The following is a 16760-nucleotide window of genomic DNA, read 5'->3' as shown; positions in this document are numbered from 1 at the left end:
GCTGATCCGCCTTTTTTTATTTCCCGACGTCATGACCCAGACCAAATCTCCGCAAACCGCGCTGATCCACAGCGATTACCAGGCGCCGCAAGGCTTTGCCGCGTTTCCCAACGCCATTCATCACGCATCGACCGTGCTGTTCAAGGATGTGGCGGCCATGCGCTCGGGCGACTGGAAAGAGAAGAACGCCTACACCTACGGCTTGCACGGCACGCCCACCACCTTCACCCTGGAAGCGCGGCTGGCCGAGATCGAAGGGGGCAAGTACTGCCTGCTGGCGCCGTCTGGCCTGGCGGCCATCGCCATGGCGGACTTTGCCCTGCTGAAAACGGGCGACGACGTGTTATTGCCGGAAAATATCTACAACCCGAACCGCGAACTGGGACGGTGGCTCGCGCAGGATTTCGGCATCACGGCCCGCTATTACGATCCGCTCATCGGCGCCGGCATCGCCGCCCTGATCCAGCCCAACACCAAATTGATCTGGACGGAAGCACCGGGTTCCGTGACGATGGAAGTGCCGGATTTGCCCGCCATCTGCGCGGCCGCCCATGCGCGCGGCGTGCTGGTGGCTTTGGATAACACCTGGTCGGCAGGCCTGGCCTTGCGCGGCTTCGACCTGGGCGTGGACATCATCATGCAGGCGCTGACGAAATACCAGTCGGGCGGCTCCGACGTGCTGATGGGCGCACTGATCACGCGCGAGCGGGCGCTGCACGAGCGCCTGGCGCTGGCGCACATGCGTCTGGGCATGGGCGTGGGGGCGGACGACGCCTACCTGGTGCTGCGCGGCTTGCCGACCATGAAGCTGCGCTTCGACGCCCACGATGCGGGCGCGCGCACGGTGGCCGCCTGGCTCAAGGGGAGAAACGAGATCGCCACGGTGCTGCATCCGGCTTTCGACGATTGCCCCGGCCACGCCATCTGGCAGCGCGATTTCACGGGTGCGGGCGGCCTGTTTTCCGTGCTGTTCGATGCCCGCTACTCGGAGGCGCAGACGGACCGTTTCGTCGATGCTTTGCAATTGTTCAAGATTGGCTACAGCTGGGGCGGCGCGAACAGCCTGGTGATGCCGTACCGCATCGCGGCCATGCGCAAGGGCTGGCAGTTGCCGGGCCAGCTCGTGCGCCTGAACGTGGGGCTGGAAGCACCGCAGGACTTGATCGCCGATATCGAACGGGCGTTCGCGGCGATGTAGCGGTGTGCGGGCAAGCACGGTGGCTTGCCCGCACAGCCGTTACATGGGGACGGGGCTGTTGTTGTTCAGGTCGATGAAGCCGCGCAGCAGGCGGTACGCCTTCCATAACCAGGCCACGCCCCACACGAGGAAGGCCAGCGGAATGCCGATGATGGTGACCCACAGCACGGCGCCGAGAACGATCCAGGCCAGATACCACCAGAAGGAACGGATCATCCAGCTGTGATGGCTGTACACGAAGGTCCCGGCCGCCTCGCCCCGCTTCACATAATTGATGATGAGCGGAATGAAGGAAAACGCGCCCAGCGAAAACACAAAGCTGGCGCCATGTATCAGGTACAACCACCAGGCCAGGTTTTTGGTCTGCTGGAGTTGGGTATCCAAAATAATATCTTGTGACATGAAAGCTCCCGTCGTTGCTCAATTTTTAATTGTAACAAGCAAAGCGGGGCAGGAGCGCAGTCCATGCAAAAAGGCAGAATACATTGTTGAAACGAGATCGCTATCGCACCCTGGCCGCGCGCGCCAGGTCATGGCTGCGCCAGGCTTTGCCGGCCTTGCTGCTGTGCGCCACCGCAGCCCACACCGCCGCCGCTCCCCTGGACGCGGAGTTTGCCGCCGGCTTGAAGGACGAGGGCCTGACGGGCGCCGTCTGGAGTGAAGTCTTGCCTGACGGAACAGTCAAAGTCGGTGCGTCCGGCCTGCGCGATGCCGCCAAGCACATGCCCATGCAGGCGGACACGCGCGTACAAGTGGGCTCCGTGGGCAAGGTGGCGCTGGCGCTGGGCGTCTTGCGCCTGGTCAGCGAAGACAAGCTCACGCTCGACACGCCCTTGCAGCAAGTGTTGCCGGAACTGGCGCTGAAAAACCCGTGGCAAGCCAGCGACCCCGTGCGCATCCGCCACCTGCTGGCGCATACGTCCGGCCTGGACAACGTGCGCTTCTGGCAGGCGTTCAGCCTGAACCCGGCACCGGATGCGCCGCTGGCCGCCGCCTTTGACGGCGACCGCAATCTGCTGCGCGTGCGCGCCCGTCCCGGCAGCCGCTATGCGTATTCGAACATGGGCTATGGTTTGCTGGGCATGGTGATCGAGAAGGTCACGGGCCAGCCGTATGAACGCTACCTCGATGCGCAGCTGCTGCAGCCGCTGGGCATGGCGGACAGCACGTTTGCCTATGTTACGCAAATGAGTACGCAAATGAGCACGCAGGCGGGAGCGCATGCGGACCCGCGCCTGGCCATGGGCCACTTCGAGCATGGCGTGGCGCAGCCGGCCGTGCCGCAATACCTGCGTCCGGCCGCGCAATTTACCACCACGGCGGCCGACATGGCCAAGCTGGCGCAATTCCTGATGGGCGACGGCAAGCTGCAGGGCAAGCGTTTCATCGACCTGGCGCTGATGGGGGCCTTGTCCGAACCGGCTGGCACGGATGCGGCGCAGGCGGGCCTGGCAACGGGCCACGGCCTGGCGCTGGCCGTGCGCGACCGCCACAACGTGGTGGGCGCCTGCCACCCTGGCACGGCCGTGGGTTTCCGCGCCATGCTGTGCCTCTATCCGGAGCAGGACAGCGCCTTTTTCGTCGCTTTCAATACGGATGCCGAGCAAGCCGACTATGAACGCTTCAACCGCCTGCTGCTGCGCGACCTGGAACTGCCGCTGCGCGCGCCGGCCCCGCGCGGCACGCCCGCGCCCACGGTGGAAAACTGGCAGGGCGTCTACGTGCCGTCGCCCAGTCCTATGGCCAGCATGGCCTGGGTCGACGCCGTTTTCGGCTTTACGCGGCTGAAATGGGATGGCGAATCGCTGTTTCTGATCCCGTTCCAGGGCGAGCCAAAGGAACTGGAACCGGTGGGCGGCCTGCTGTTCCGCGCCAGCGACCGCAGCACGCCGTCGCACGTGCTGATGCAGGAGGATGGCAAGCATGTGCTCAGCGACGGCTTGCGCAGCTACGAGCGCGCGTCGATGTTGCGCATGCTGGTGCTGTGGGGCAGCCTGGCGCTGGGCGTCGCCGGCTTGCTGTACGTGCTGGTGGTGGGCGTGTGGCGCGCCGCGCTGCGCAGCCTGGCGCGGGGCGACCATTTGTTCGCGCCTTTGTTGGCTATGCTGGCGCTGCTCTTGCCGCTGCCGTTCTTCTATTTCCAGTCCTATCTGCGCCTGGGCGACGTCACCATCGCCAGCGTGCTGCTGGCGCTGGCGACGGGCGCGCTGCCGCTGGCGACGGCGTTCGGCCTGGCGCGCTGCTGGCGCAGCCGCGGCACGGCGTCCGAGGCGGGTTCGTGGGCGAAATGGGATTGGGTCGCCTTGCTGGCGGCCTTGCAGCTGCTGCTGGTGCTGGCCTGGTGGGGACTGCTGCCGCTGCGTATGTGGCAGCTGTAGCGGGTGCTCAGCGCCAGGCTTGCAGCAGCCGGCGCCACCAGGGTTGCGCCGGCCTGGCCGTGCTGCCGTGCGCGGACCGCTTGGCGCGATAACTGGCCGCCGCCATCTGCAGGCCGACGCGGTCCATCGCTGCCATCGCCTCCGCTTCCTCTGGCGACAAGCCTTGCCGCAAAGCGTGCGCACGAGGATCGAGCAGGAAGGCGGCACGCAGGGCGTCGTCCGTGTACAGCCTTGCCAGGTAGGTTTCCAGTGCGGGGGAACTCATGTGTTTCGCCCCGCGAGCAAGGCCGCGCGCGCCAGCTCCAGCTGGCCCAGCACATGCTCGAACGACGGGTAATTGCCGTCGCGTTCGACGATCACCGTCAAGGGCTGGGGCGCCTGGCGCGCCAGCACGGTCAATAAAGCGAAGACTTCGGGCGGCACGTCGTGCAGATGGTCGTCCAGCAGGCGCTGGCCGCCGCCCGGCGCGGCTATCCAGTGGCCGCCGCTCAGGTGCACGGCGCCGACCCTGTCCAGCGGCAGGCGCAGCAGCAGTTCCTGCGGCGACTCGCCGGCATTGACGGCATTCGCATACAGGTTGTGCAGGTCGAGCAGCAGCGGCACTTGCGCGCCGTGGATAATCTGCGCCACCCACTCGGCTTCGTCCATCGTGCTGGCGGGCGGCTGGACCAGGGTGGCGATGTTTTCCATCAGCGGCGCGCTGCCGACGATGCGCGTGGCCAGCGCGATATTGGCGATCGCCCCGGCGGCGCTGCGTGGCGTGCGCGGCGGCGCCGCCAGGTGGCCGATTTCCACGCCGCCGGCGCGCACGAAACTCAGGTGCTCGGACCACGATTCGGCCTGCACTTCTTTCATCAGGCGCGCCATCGCATGCAGGCGGCGCGGGTCGGCGGGAATCGTCGAGGCCAGCCCCATGCCCACGCCATGCAGGCTGACCGGCACCTGGCGCGCCAGGCTGCACAGGGCCGCGATGCCGGTACGCGAGGCGCGGTAATAATCGTCGGCGATCACTTCCAGCACGTCGATCCGCGCCAGGTTGGACACGATGCCGGCAGCCAGTTCGCCGCGCCAGCCCAGGCCGACGCGGTCGCGCGTGGCGCCCTGGCTAGCTGCCACAGCCACCGCCGCATCCACCGCAGCCGCTGCCGCAGGACGAACCGCCGCCGTCGCCGCCCGATGAGGAATCGCCCGAGTCGCTCGACGTCGAACTGCCGCCCTGCTGCGGCCGGGGCACCGGGTACAGCTCGGCGACGTAGGCGTACACGGACAAGGGCAGGGCGCCGAGGCCGAAGATGGCCGCCAGCAGGGCCATGTCGGCGCTGCTGCTGCCTGCGTTCAGGCGCGACGAGCGCATGTTCAGGCGGCCAAACAGCATGCGCAAGTCGGTCAGCAGCCGCTGCGCGCTCCAGCTGGTCGCCTGGGTGCGCAAGCCGCGCAGCATCAGGAGAAAAATCGCCAGCAGGACCGCCAGGAACAGCAGGTTGTAGTGCTGGCGGCTGATGGCGATGACGGCCTTGACGGCGGCCACCGTCAGCAGCAGCCAGTGCGCGGCCCAGGTGATGCGTTCGCGCCGGCGCAGCAGCGGCGGGCCGACCAGCAATTCCTGCTGCGTCAAGGCCTCCTGGTAGGCGCGGCATGACGGCAGCATCTCGGCCTGCACGGCCAGTTCCTTGCTGTGACCCTGGCGGCCCAGGTACAGCCGCAGCACGTCGCGTTCGATGTCATGGCGGGCAAAGCGCAGGCTGTCGGCGCTGGCCGTCTCCAGCAGCGGGCCATCGGCGCGCAGCAAGCCGCGGTCGACCAGCACGATGGTGGCGATTTTCACGGCTTCAAGCGCGCCGCCGCGCAGGTAGGCGATGCGGTAGGGATCATCGGCCAGCGACAGCTGGGCGTGCGGATTGCGCAATTCCATGCGTATGAGCAGCTCGCGCGCGAGGTAGTACACGAGCACGCCGAAGATCAGATAGGCCAGCAGGAACCAGGGTCCGCTCCAGTCAAAGGGATTGAGGCCGTTCACCGCATCTGCTCCGCGTGCTCGCGCAAGTGTCCTGTAATCGTCATCAAGCCCGTAAAGGCGGGCAGGGCCTGCCCCGGCGCCAGGCGCGCCGTTTCGCGCGCCGCCGACATGGCTTGCAAGACGGCGTGCAGGGCCGGCTCGCCCAGCTGGTCGACAAACGCTTCGAGCGCCTGCTTGCCGGACAGGGCAGGCTTGCCCTCGAGCTGCGCCAGCGAGGCTGCGGCCGCGCGCAGGGGGCCGGCCGCATCGGCGATGGCGCCGGCCAGCTGTTCTTCATTCAGGCTCAATAGCATATACCGTTCGCGCATGCGCACCTGCTGGTTCAGCAGCACTTGCCGCAGGCGGCGCAGCACGGCGTCGCGGCTGGTGTGCAGGCTGGCAAAAGGGTCGACGCCATGCAGCACCCTGTGGCGCGCGATGATGTCGGCGAACTTGACGGCGAAGGCGTCAGCGGCCTGCGTCAATTCGCTCTCGAGCAGGAACATCACCTGCAGATCGATGGCGGCATGCGCCAGGCGCAAGGACCCGCGCAGCGCATCGGCCGCCTGCGGCGTAAAGCGCTTGAGCAGCAACAGCAGGTTGACGTCGGAGGTGGCGCGCACCTGGCCATCGGCGGCCGAACCAAACAGCACGGCGGCGGCAAGGTCGTCACCAAAGGCGCTTTGCGCGGCGGGGACAAACACATCCAGGTGGCGTTGTATCTCTTCTGGCAGCGGTGGCGGCATGCGGTGTACTTTCACGGTGGGTTGGCGGAATGATCATAAGTTTGCAATATAGCAAAAATATGCATCCCTGCGCGCACCGTCCGCCAGAGAGAGTCAACTCAGGTCAATACATTGAGCAAGCCATCGAGTCCCACGAAGTTCAGCGCCACGTCGGCCTGCGAGCGCACCACGGGCTTGGCGCGGAAGGCCACGGACAGGCCGGCGATGCCCATCATTTTCAAGTCGTTGGCGCCGTCGCCCATGACGATGGCTTCGGACGGGGAAATGCCCATCTCCTTGCACACGCGCTCCACGGTGCGCTGCTTTTCCTCGGCGTCGACGATGCCGCCTACCACTTTGCCCGTCAGCTTGCCGTCGACGATTTCCAGTGCGTTCGCATGCGTGTAGTCGAGGCCCAGGCGTTCCTTCAGGCGCTCGGTGAAGAAGGTAAAGCCGCCCGATACCAGCAGGGTTTTCAGGCCGGCTTTTTGCACGGCCGCCAGCATGGTTTCCGCGCCCGGCGACAGTTTCAAACGCTCGTCGTAGACGCGCTGCAGGGCCGACGCATCAAGGCCTTCGAGCAGGGCCACGCGCTGTGTAAGGCTGGCGCTAAAATCGAGTTCGCCGCGCATGGCCGCTTCCGTGATGGCTGCCACTTGCGGTTTGAGACCCTGCATGTCGGCGATTTCATCGATGCACTCGATGGTGATCAGGGTCGAATCCATGTCCATCGCCACGAGCTTGAATTCGGCCAGTTCGCGCTGGCCCATCATGTAGGTGGCGTCCAGCTGCGCCGCCTGGGCCGCCACTTCGATGGTGGGGCGCAGCGCGGGCGAGTAGGCGATCTGTTCGCAGCGCACGGCGTTCGGGCCCAGGCGCGTGATGGAGGTCGGCGCGGCCAGCGCGGCGATGCGTTCGAGGCGTGCGCTATCGCCGTCCAGGCCCTGCAGGATCAGATTCATGGTGATGCTCTTGGTAGTGGTCATGGGGCAGTCCTGCATTAAGTATCGAAATGGTCTACACCGTCAATTGCTTGATGGTGGTCTTGATCTGTGTCACGCGCGCGGCCAGGTCCGGCATGGCGGCCGTGATTTTCAGCTTGTCCTGGCCATGCAGCTTGATATGGCGGTTTTTCTGGATCAGGTCGATGATGCGCATCGGGTCGATGGGAGGCTTGGCCATGAATTGCAGGGTGGCCGCCTCGCCATGCACGTCGATCTTGACGATGCCCACGGTTTTCGCCGCGATGCGCAGCCGGTGCGTTTCGACCAGGGCTTTGACGGCGTCGGGCAGCTTGCCGAAGCGGTCGATCAGCTCTTCCTGGATATCGTCGATCTTCTCTTGCGTGGCGCAGTTGGCCAGGCGCTTGTAGATCGACAGGCGCTCGTGCACGTCGCCGCAGAAGTCGGCCGGCAGCAGGGCCGGCACGTGCAGGTTGATCTCGGTGGTCGAGGCCAGCGGCGCGGCCAGGTCCGGCTCCTTGCCGGCTTTCAGCGAGCGCACGGCTTCGTTGAGCATGTCCGAATACAGCTGGAAGCCGATTTCCGTCATCTCGCCCGACTGGCTCTCGCCCAGCACCTCGCCGGCGCCGCGGATTTCCAGGTCGTGCATGGCCAGGTAAAAGCCGCTGCCCAGTTCTTCCATCTGCTGGATGGCGTCCAGGCGGCGCTGCGCCAGTTTCGTCAGACCCTGCACGTCGTGCACCAGCAAATAGGCGTAGGCCTGGTGATGCGAGCGTCCGACGCGGCCGCGCAACTGGTGCAGCTGCGCCAGGCCGAACTTGTCGGCGCGGTGCATGATGATGGTGTTCGCCGTCGGCACGTCGATGCCCGTTTCAATGATGGTCGTGCACAGCAAAATATTAAAGCGCTGGGCGACGAAGTCGCGCATGACCTTTTCCAGGTCGCGCTCGTGCATCTGGCCGTGCGCCACGGCGATGCGCGCCTCGGGCAGCAGTTCCGTCAGCATGGCCAGGCGGTTCTGGATGGTTTCCACCTCGTTGTGCAGGAAGTAGATCTGGCCGCCCCGTTTGAGTTCGCGCAAGCACGCTTCGCGGATGATGGCTTCGCCTTCGCTGCGCACGAACGTCTTGATGGCCAGGCGCTTTTGCGGCGCCGTGGCGATGATGGAAAAGTCGCGCAAGCCTTCCAGGGCCATGCCCAGGGTGCGGGGAATCGGCGTGGCCGTCAGGGTCAGCACGTCCACTTCCGCGCGCAGCGCTTTCAGCGCTTCCTTCTGGCGCACGCCGAACCTGTGTTCCTCGTCGATGATGACGAGGCCCAGGCGCGTAAACTTCACGTCGTCGGACAGCAGCTTGTGCGTGCCGATGACGATGTCGATGGTGCCGTCGGCCATGCCCTTGAACGCCTGCGTGATTTCCTTGCCGCTGCGGAAGCGCGACAGTTCTGCGATGCGTACGGGCCAGTCGGCGAAGCGGTCGGCGAAGGTTTGCGCATGCTGCTCGGCCAGCAGGGTGGTGGGCGCCAGGATGGCCACCTGCTTGCCGCCCATGACGGCGATGAAGGCCGCGCGCAAGGCCACTTCCGTCTTGCCGAAGCCGACGTCGCCGCAGACGAGGCGGTCCATCGGTTTGCCGGAAGTCATGTCCTTGATGACGTTGTGGATGGCCTCGGCCTGGTCCGGCGTTTCGTCGAAGCCGAAGCTGTCGGCGAAGCGCTGGTAGTCGTGCGACGAGAATTCGAACGAATGGCCCTGCCGCAGGGCGCGCCGCGCATACAGGTTGAGCAGCTCGGCGGCCGTGTCGCGCACCTGTTCGGCGGCGCGCTTTTTCGCTTTTTCCCACTGTCCCGAGCCGAGCGAATGCAGCGGCGCGTCTTCCGGCGAAGCGCCCGAATAGCGGGAAATGACGTGCAGCTGCGACACGGGCACGTACAGTTTCGTGTCTTTCGCGTATTCGAGGTGCAGGAACTCCGTTTCGCCTTCGCCCAGGTCCATGCTGGTCAGGCCCATGTAGCGCCCGATGCCGTGGTTGATGTGCACGACGGGGTCGCCGATCTTCAGCTCCGACAGGTCGCGCACCATCGATTCGACCTGCGTCACGCCTTCCTGCTTCTTGGTGCCGACCCGGCGGCCGGAACCGGCATACAGCTCCGTCTCCGTAATGAAGGCCAGGTTGCCCTCGGGCGTGAACAATTCAAAGCCCGCATGCAGCGGCGCCACGCCCAGCATCAGCTTGGCGTCGGACTGCAGGAAGCCGTCGCTGCCCTCCACCGGCGTCAGGTGCAGATCGTATTCGGTGAAGTACTGCTGCAAGGTTTCGCGGCGGCCGTTCGATTCGGCGCAGATCATCACGCGGCGGCCCGCTTGCAGCAGGTAGCTGCGCAGGTTGGCCAGCGGGTCGTCGGCGCGGCGGTTGACGGCGATGTTCGGCACGGGCGCCGACAGTTCGGACGCCAGCGCATCGTTCGACTTCGCAATCGCCAGGCGCGGGTACGGCTTGGCCAGGCCGAAAAACTGTTCGTCGGACAGGAACAGCGAATCGGGCGGCAAAATCGGACGTTCGCGGTCCGCTTTTAAAAAGCGGTAGCGCGACTGGGTATCGGTCCAGAAGCGGCCGATGGCCGCATCGATCTCGCCCACCAGGGCCAGCGAGGCGTCGGGCGGCAGATAGTCGAACAAGGTGGCCGTTTGTACAAAAAACAGGGGCAGATAATATTCGATGCCGGCCGAGGCGATGCCGCTGCTGATGTCCTTGTAGACCACCGAGCGCGATGGATCGCCTTCGAACTGTTCGCGCCAGCGGTTGCGGAAGGTGGTACGGGCCGCTTCATCCATGGGAAATTCGCGCCCCGGCAGCAGCCGCACTTCATGCACGGGATACAGCGAGCGCTGGGTGTCGGCATCGAACGTGCGGATGGTTTCGATGGTGTCGCCGAACAGGTCGAGCCGGTAGGGCAGGGCCGAACCCATGGGGAACAGGTCGAGCAGGCCGCCGCGCACCGAGTATTCGCCGGGCGACATCACTTGCGAGACATGGCTGTAGCCGGCCAGGGTCAGCTGCGACTTCAATCGTGCTTCGTCGAGTTTTTCGCCCTTCTTGAAGAAGAAGGTGTAGGCGGCCAAAAAGGACGGCGGCGCCAGGCGCACCAGCGCCGTGGTGGCCGGCACGATCAGCACGTCGCACTGGCGCGTCTGGATTTCGTGCAGGGTGGCCAGGCGCTCGGAGACCAGATCCTGGTGCGGCGAAAACGCGTCGTAGGGCAGCGTTTCCCAGTCCGGCAGCAAATGGCAGCGCAGGTCCTTGCCGCCAAACCAAGGGATTTCATCGAGCAGGCGCTGGCCGTCGCTGGCCTGCGCCACCACCACGGCCAGCATCTGGCCCCGCGCTTTCAATTCCAGTGCGGCCAGCGCCAGGGCATAGGCGTCGGATGAACCATACAGGGCGGGCAGCGCATAGCGGTTGCCGGGCTTGGGGAGGGCTTTTGTTAAGTCTAAGGACATGCAGGCGATGACACTAGTGGCAGAGGCAGTTGAATGGGACAGCTGTGGTGCGCGCAGCGCCGCCAGTGACGGCGCTGACAGGCGAGATTATAGACCATCGCCCGCGCGGATATTCGCAATCCCGAAGGGGACGTGCACCATGGGTATCGTTCCCCCCGCCGATTTGAGGTGGCTCAGCTGGTCGTCGAAGAAGATATGCGGCTTGAACACGGCCAGCACGCGCGATTTGTCCATGCCGCCGAGGAAAAACGTTTCGTCGGCCGCCACGCCCCAGCTTTTCAGGGTCGTCACGACCCGTTCGTGCGAAGGCGCGTTGCGCGCCGTGATGATGGCGATGCGCAGGATCTTTTTATAGCCGGGGTCGCGCCGCTGGGCCCTTTCCTCCAGGCGCTGCATGGTGGCCAGCTTCTGGAACAAGCCGGCCAGCGGTCCCGGGCGGTGCGGCGTGCCCACGTTCAGGGTTTCATGGGCGTGGAATTCATCGACGTCGTTGTTGCGCTTGAAGACGGTTTCCGCTTCGTCGTCGGCGATCACGCCGTCGAAATCGAAGGCCACGCGCAGTTCTTCGTCGTTCTCGTCGTCTTCCGTGCGCGACGGCAGCACCAGGCCGGCCGGATAGTCGCAGGCCAGGGCGCTGCGCACGTCGTCTTCATTCGCGCTGAGGAAGAGCGAGGCGTTGAAGGCGGGCAGGTAGGGGTAGGGCGACTTGCCCGTCATGAAGGCGGCGCGCGAAATATCGAGGCCGTAGTGGGCGATGCTGTGCATCACGCGCAAGCCCGTTTCCGGCGAATTGCGCGAAAACAGCACCACTTCCACGGGCGACTGGCGCGGATAATGCTTGTTGATGTTCAGGAAGCGGCGGATGAAGGGAAAGGCCACGCCGCGCGGCAAGACCGTGTCGATATGCGTTTCCTGGTATTTGCGGTATTCCTCGGGACCGTTGTCGAGGTAGACCTGGTGCGATTCGGCCAGGTCGAACAGGGCGCTGGAAGCGACCCCGATCACCAGTTTGTGTTCGATAGGATAAGCCATGGTCTGCCTGTTGTTTGCTTGTTGCTCATCTTGTACGACTATCAACTGCGTAGCCAATAGCGGCGCAGCGGGATTTTTTGCACCAAAGCGGCGCACTCTGTCAATTTTTTTGACCGCTGTGCAATACACGCCACAGTAAAGAAATAAATCTTGTTTTGTATCAAGTATTTGACAGCCAGCGTCCCCGTTTTCCACTATGCTTCCTATTATAAAATCTCGCCAATTGTAACGAAGCGTACGCCCCATCCCCGCCACCTTTATACAAGTGTCAGCTGTTTTACTCGAACATGCCAGCCCCGCCTTCGCCAGCAGTCTTCGTGACTTTATAAAGGATCTCGCCATGTTTAAGAATTTACTGATCAAATGGAAGTTGGCGACGCTCGTTGCCGTGATGATGGCGGCCTTGCTGGTGGTGGGCATCAGCGGCTACACGGGCATCGCCACCGTGGGCCGCGCCGTCAATGAAATCGGCGTGGTGCGCCTGCCGTCGATCCAGGGCTTGATGATGATCAGCGAAGGCCAGACGGCCGTCGCCGCCGCCACCCTGACGGCCGCCATCTATGAAAACAATTACCAGGCACAGGACAAGTTCGCGGAAGCGCTGCAGCTGCGCACCAAGGCCTGGAACAATATCGAGGCGGGCCGCAAGCTGTACGAGCCGCTGCCGCAAACGCCAGAGGAAGCCGCGCTGTGGCAGCGCTTCCAGGGCGAGTGGGCGGCCTGGAAGGGCGATGACGACAAGGTGCGCGCCATCTTGCGCCAGCTGGCCGACAACCGCGACGAGCCGCGGCAGAAAGAGTTGTTCGTGACTTTCTACAAGCAGTATCAGGATTCGCGCGCGCTGTTCGGCAAGGCCGAAGGCACGCTCAACGACATCATCAAGCTCAATAACGGCGTGGCCGATGCCAGCGTCAAGGACGGCAGCGCGGCCGTGATCCGCTCGGAAAGCCTGATGGTCATCCTCGGCTTGCTGGCTTCCGCGCTGGGCATCGGCTGCGCCGCTTACATCACGCGCGCCATCACGCAGCCGATCAATTCGGCCGTGAAAGTGGCGCAAACGGTGGCCTCGGGCGACCTGACGAGCAATATCGAGGTGCACACGACGGAAGAAACGGGCCAGCTGCTGCAGGCGCTGAAAGACATGAATTCCAGCCTGGTCAGCATCGTCGGCCAGGTGCGCAGCGGCACGGAAACCATCGCCACTGCCTCGTCGGAAATTGCCAGCGGCAACCTGGACCTGTCCTCGCGCACGGAAGAGCAAGCCAGTTCGCTGGAAGAGACGGCGTCGTCGATGGAAGAGCTGACGTCCACCGTGCGGCAGAATGCCGACAATGCCCAGCAGGCGAACCAGCTGGCGCTGAGCGCCTCGGGCGTGGCCGTCAAGGGCGGCGCCGTGGTGGGCAAGGTGGTCGAGACCATGGACGCCATCAACGACTCGTCGCGCAAGATCGTCGACATCATTTCCGTCATCGACGGCATCGCCTTCCAGACGAATATCCTGGCCTTGAATGCGGCAGTGGAAGCGGCGCGCGCGGGCGAGCAGGGGCGCGGTTTCGCCGTCGTGGCGACGGAAGTGCGCAACCTGGCGCAACGTTCGGCGGCGGCAGCGAAGGAAATCAAGACCCTGATCGGCGACTCCGTCGTGGCCGTCGACGCGGGCAGCAAGCTGGTGGCCGAGGCGGGCAGCACGATGGCCGAAATCGTCTCCAGCGTGCAGCGCGTGACGGACATCATGGCGGAAATCAGCCTGGCCACGCAGGAGCAAAGCTCGGGCATCGACCAGATCAACCAGGCCATCGGCCAGATGGACCAGGTGACGCAGCAAAACGCGGCCCTGGTGGAAGAGGCGGCGGCCGCTGCCGAATCCCTGCAGGAGCAATCGGGCCAGCTGGCCGACGTGGTCAGCGTCTTCAAGCTCGATGGCGCCCAGGCGCCTGCCGCGCGCGCGAACGCCAAGCCGGCCGCGCCGCGCGCCGTGGTGGCCAACGCCGCGCTGAAGCGTCCGGCGCCGGGGGCTGCATCGCGCCCCGCCGCAGGCCGCCCGGCCTTGCACGCCGTGCCGTCCCAGCGCCAGAGCGCGCCGCGCGACGACGAGTGGGAAGTGTTCTGATCGATTGACGGCGCCAGCATGCGCTAACGGACGGCCGCCTTGTGCGGCCGTTTTGCCTGTGCACTGCGGTTACTACTTACTAAAAAAACAGCGTTATAAAAATAGCTGTTTTGCCATCTAAGCAAATCTTTGCAAAACTTAACGCGACATTGCTTGTGAGATAACTCACACTGCCTGCCGTACCACCCTTGTTCCCGCCTCGGCCACATCCCGGCTGACCCCTCCGCCTGCTGCGTCCAGCCATACCTGGCAGGCGGCAGCCATTGCCGTCAGCCTTGCATGCGAGCCCGGCGCGATGACCGATGCACCACACTGAAGGATGCGAATAAAGATGGCAAATATGAAAATCGGCACGCGCCTGCGCTGCTCCTTTGCGTTGTTGACCTTGCTGCTGCTGGCGACCGCCATGCTGGGCATGCTGCGCCTGTCCAGCCTGGAACTGCGCATGCGCGACGTGATCGACGACAAATATCCGAAAACCGTGCTGGCCAACGACATCATCAAGAATGTCAACATCATCGCGCGCTCCTCGCGCAACCTGCTCCTGATGACGGAGCCGCGGCAGCTGGCGCAGGAACGCGCCACCATCGCCAGGGCGGGCGGCGAAACGGAACAGGGCCTGGCGCAGCTGGACAAAGTGGTGCTGTCGCCGCAGGGCCGCCAGCAGATGGCGGCCGTGACGCAGGCGCGCGCCGCGTTCAACGCCGGGCGCGACAAGGTGCTGGCCCTGCTGGAAGAGGGCGCGCGCGACGAAGCGACGACTTTGCTGCTCGGCACCGTGCGCGGCGAGCAGCTGCGCTACATGGCGGCGCTGGAAAGCCTCATCGCGCACCAGCATGAGCTGATGGAGCAGGCGGGCGCCCAGGTGCGCCATGAATACGTCACGGCGCGCAACATGATGCTGGCGCTGAGCGCGCTGGCCGTGCTCTTTTCGCTCGTCACCGCCTGGCTGGTCACGCGCAGCATCGTCAATCCGCTGCGCCATGCCCTGACGGTGGCGCAGACCGTGGCCGCCGGCGACCTGACGTCGACCTTCGGCCGCCACGCCGGCGATGAAACGGGCAAGCTGCTCGACGCGCTGTGCATCATGAACGGCAACCTGCTCGACATTGTGCAGCAGGTGCGCGGCGGCACCGACACCATCGCCACGGCGTCGTCGCAGATCGCGGCCGGCAATATCGACCTGTCGTCGCGTACCGAGGAGCAGGCCAGCTCGCTGGAACAGACGGCGTCGGCCATGGAAGAACTCAGTTCCACGGTGCAGCAGAACGCGGACAATGCCCGCCATGCCAGCGTGCTGGCCGTCGAGGCGGCGAACATCGCCGGCGCCGGCGGGCAAGCCGTGGGGCAGGTGATCCATACGATGGACGCCATCAGCGCGTCCTCGGCGCAGATCGCCGACATCATCGGCGTGATCGACATGCTGGCCTTCCAGACGAATATCCTGGCCCTGAACGCGGCCGTCGAGGCGGCGCGTGCCGGCGAGCAGGGGCGCGGCTTTGCCGTCGTGGCGACGGAAGTGCGCAATCTGGCGCAGCGCAGCGCGGCGGCGGCGCGCGATATCCGCGCCCTGATCGCCAATTCCACGCAGCAGGTGGACGCCGGCGCGGCCCTCGTGGCGCAGGCCGGCGCCACGATGCAGGACGTGGTGGCGGCCGTGGGGCGCGTGAGCCAGATGGTGGCCGACATCACGGCCGCCAGCGCCGAGCAAAGCACGGGCATCGGCCAGGTCAGCCAGGCGGTGCTGCAGATGGACGAAGTGACGCAGCAAAACGCCGCCCTGGTGGAAGAGGCGGCGGCCGCATCGCAATCGCTGGAGGGCGAGGCGGCGAAGCTGCTGCAGGTGGTCAGCGTGTTTCGCCTGCGCCAGGGGCCGGCGGTTCTGGCGGGCCGCCCTGCGTCTGCCGTGCCGCGCCTGCCGGCCTAGTGGCGCGCCTGGCAAGCTTCTGGCAGGTCGCGCTGGCGCGGCTGTGCCGGGCGCCGGCGCGCAGCCGGGAGTTGCAGCGGCGCCTGGACAGCGCCATCGCCTGCGGCGAATTCTGCTTTCACTACCAGGGCAAGTTCGATACGGCGCAATTGCGTCTGGTCGGCCTCGAAGCGCTGCTGCGCTGGAACCATCCGCGCCACGGCCTGGTCTATCCGAACGAATTCATCGGCCTGGCCGAGCAGACTGGCGCCATCGCCGCGCTGGGCAACTGGGGCATCGATGCGGCCTGCCGCCAGCTGGCGCAGTGGCGCGCGCAGGGCCTGCCTTTGGTGCCGGTCGCGGTGAATATCTCGGCGCGCCAGCTGTGCCAGCCGCAGTTGCCGGCGCAGTTACCCGATTTCGTGTTGGGCTGCCTGCGGCGCCACGCCATTCCCGCCTGCCTGCTGGAGCTGGAAGTGACGGAAAGCTGCTGCATCGACGACATGGCGCAGGCGGCGCAGGGATTGCGCCAGCTGCGCGCGCTGGGCCTGGCCATTTCACTCGACGATTACGGCACCGGCCATTCGGGCTTGAGCCATGTCAGGCTGCTGCCGATTCATACCATCAAGATCGACCGTTCCTTCATCCACGACCTGGGCAGCAGTGGCAGCGGTGGCCGCGACGCCGTCATCGTCGCCTCGACCCTGGCGCTGGCGCGCGGCCTGGGCTTGCAGGCGCTGGCCGAGGGCGTGGAAAACGGTGAGCAATTGGCGCAGCTGCGGCGGCTGGGCTGCCCGCAGGTGCAGGGCTTTTATCTGCACCGCCCGGCGCCTGCGGACGAGGTGGCCGCGCTGCTGTCCGCCGGCCTTGTAACAGTGTCGAAACATGGCGCCATGCGGCATGGCGCGGATGCTCAGTAGAATATGGCCACTGCAAGCCGCGTGCTTTAACACC

13 protein-coding genes are annotated in these 16760 nt (G+C 65.3%); 5 read left to right on the top strand and 8 right to left on the bottom strand.

From position 1 onward, the window contains the following. Positions 1-31: 31 nt before the first annotated feature. Positions 32-1198: a cystathionine beta-lyase gene (locus FG13_RS07070; protein ID WP_035827551.1), complete on the top strand. Its 1167-nt coding sequence runs from the start codon at positions 32-34 to the stop codon at positions 1196-1198. Between the two features lie 39 nt (positions 1199-1237). Here the strand turns inward: FG13_RS07070 and FG13_RS07065 are convergent, their stop codons facing one another. Then, positions 1238-1600, bottom strand: a complete 363-nt coding sequence (locus tag FG13_RS07065; RefSeq protein ID WP_035819646.1) for a DUF4870 family protein — start codon at positions 1598-1600, stop codon at positions 1238-1240. A gap of 86 nt (positions 1601-1686) precedes the next feature. Between FG13_RS07065 and FG13_RS07060 the strand changes: the two genes are divergently transcribed. Further along, complete coding sequence (locus tag FG13_RS07060) at positions 1687-3576, top strand: serine hydrolase domain-containing protein (RefSeq protein ID WP_161784156.1); 1890 nt, start codon at positions 1687-1689, stop codon at positions 3574-3576. Between the two features lie 7 nt (positions 3577-3583). On the opposite strand, the gene FG13_RS07055 is transcribed toward FG13_RS07060, so the two are convergent. From FG13_RS07055 to FG13_RS07025, 7 genes are all read right to left on the bottom strand, one after another. After that, positions 3584-3841 (bottom strand): hypothetical protein, encoded by a 258-nt coding sequence (locus tag FG13_RS07055; RefSeq protein WP_035819645.1) that lies wholly within the window; start codon positions 3839-3841, stop codon positions 3584-3586. Further along, positions 3838-4698, bottom strand: coding sequence for a DUF692 domain-containing protein (locus tag FG13_RS07050; RefSeq protein WP_161784155.1), 861 nt, complete (start codon positions 4696-4698; stop codon positions 3838-3840). The genes FG13_RS07055 and FG13_RS07050 overlap by 4 nt, the downstream gene beginning before the upstream one ends. Continuing rightward, entirely contained in the window at positions 4682-5593 is a 912-nt protein-coding gene (locus tag FG13_RS07045; RefSeq protein WP_035819644.1) for a TIGR04222 domain-containing membrane protein, read from the bottom strand. The genes FG13_RS07050 and FG13_RS07045 overlap by 17 nt, the downstream gene beginning before the upstream one ends. Beyond that, positions 5590-6318: a nucleotidyltransferase domain-containing protein gene (locus tag FG13_RS31160; RefSeq protein WP_035819643.1), complete on the bottom strand. Its 729-nt coding sequence runs from the start codon at positions 6316-6318 to the stop codon at positions 5590-5592. The genes FG13_RS07045 and FG13_RS31160 overlap by 4 nt, the downstream gene beginning before the upstream one ends. A 98-nt stretch (positions 6319-6416) precedes the next feature. After that, the gene (gene serB / locus FG13_RS07035; RefSeq protein WP_035827544.1) at positions 6417-7259 is read right to left on the bottom strand and encodes a phosphoserine phosphatase SerB; all 843 of its coding nucleotides are present in this window, start codon (positions 7257-7259) and stop codon (positions 6417-6419) included. A 55-nt stretch (positions 7260-7314) separates the two neighbouring features. Then, positions 7315-10758: a transcription-repair coupling factor gene (gene mfd, locus FG13_RS07030; protein ID WP_035819641.1), complete on the bottom strand. Its 3444-nt coding sequence runs from the start codon at positions 10756-10758 to the stop codon at positions 7315-7317. An 87-nt stretch (positions 10759-10845) separates the two neighbouring features. Beyond that, on the bottom strand, positions 10846-11790 hold the full coding sequence (locus tag FG13_RS07025) for a 5'-nucleotidase (RefSeq protein ID WP_035819639.1): 945 nt from the start codon (positions 11788-11790) through the stop codon (positions 10846-10848). 340 nt (positions 11791-12130) lie between these two features. On the opposite strand from FG13_RS07025, the gene FG13_RS07020 reads away from it, so the two are divergent. From FG13_RS07020 to FG13_RS07010, 3 genes are all read left to right on the top strand, one after another. Beyond that, positions 12131-13900, top strand: coding sequence for a methyl-accepting chemotaxis protein (locus FG13_RS07020; protein ID WP_035819637.1), 1770 nt, complete (start codon positions 12131-12133; stop codon positions 13898-13900). Positions 13901-14231: 331 nt separating this feature from the next. Continuing rightward, a complete protein-coding gene (locus FG13_RS31155; protein ID WP_327062284.1) occupies positions 14232-15827 on the top strand; it encodes a methyl-accepting chemotaxis protein in 1596 nt (531 codons plus the stop codon). Then, positions 15827-16726, top strand: coding sequence for a putative bifunctional diguanylate cyclase/phosphodiesterase (locus FG13_RS07010; protein WP_051958692.1), 900 nt, complete (start codon positions 15827-15829; stop codon positions 16724-16726). The genes FG13_RS31155 and FG13_RS07010 overlap by 1 nt, the downstream gene beginning before the upstream one ends. Positions 16727-16760 lie beyond the last annotated feature (34 nt).

Origin of the sequence: Janthinobacterium sp. RA13 (genome assembly GCF_000745325.1) — a bacterium.
GTDB lineage: Bacteria > Pseudomonadota > Gammaproteobacteria > Burkholderiales > Burkholderiaceae_D > Janthinobacterium > Janthinobacterium rivuli.
Note: the sequence above shows the minus strand (reverse complement) of the source record. Positions and strands in the feature narration are given on the sequence as shown.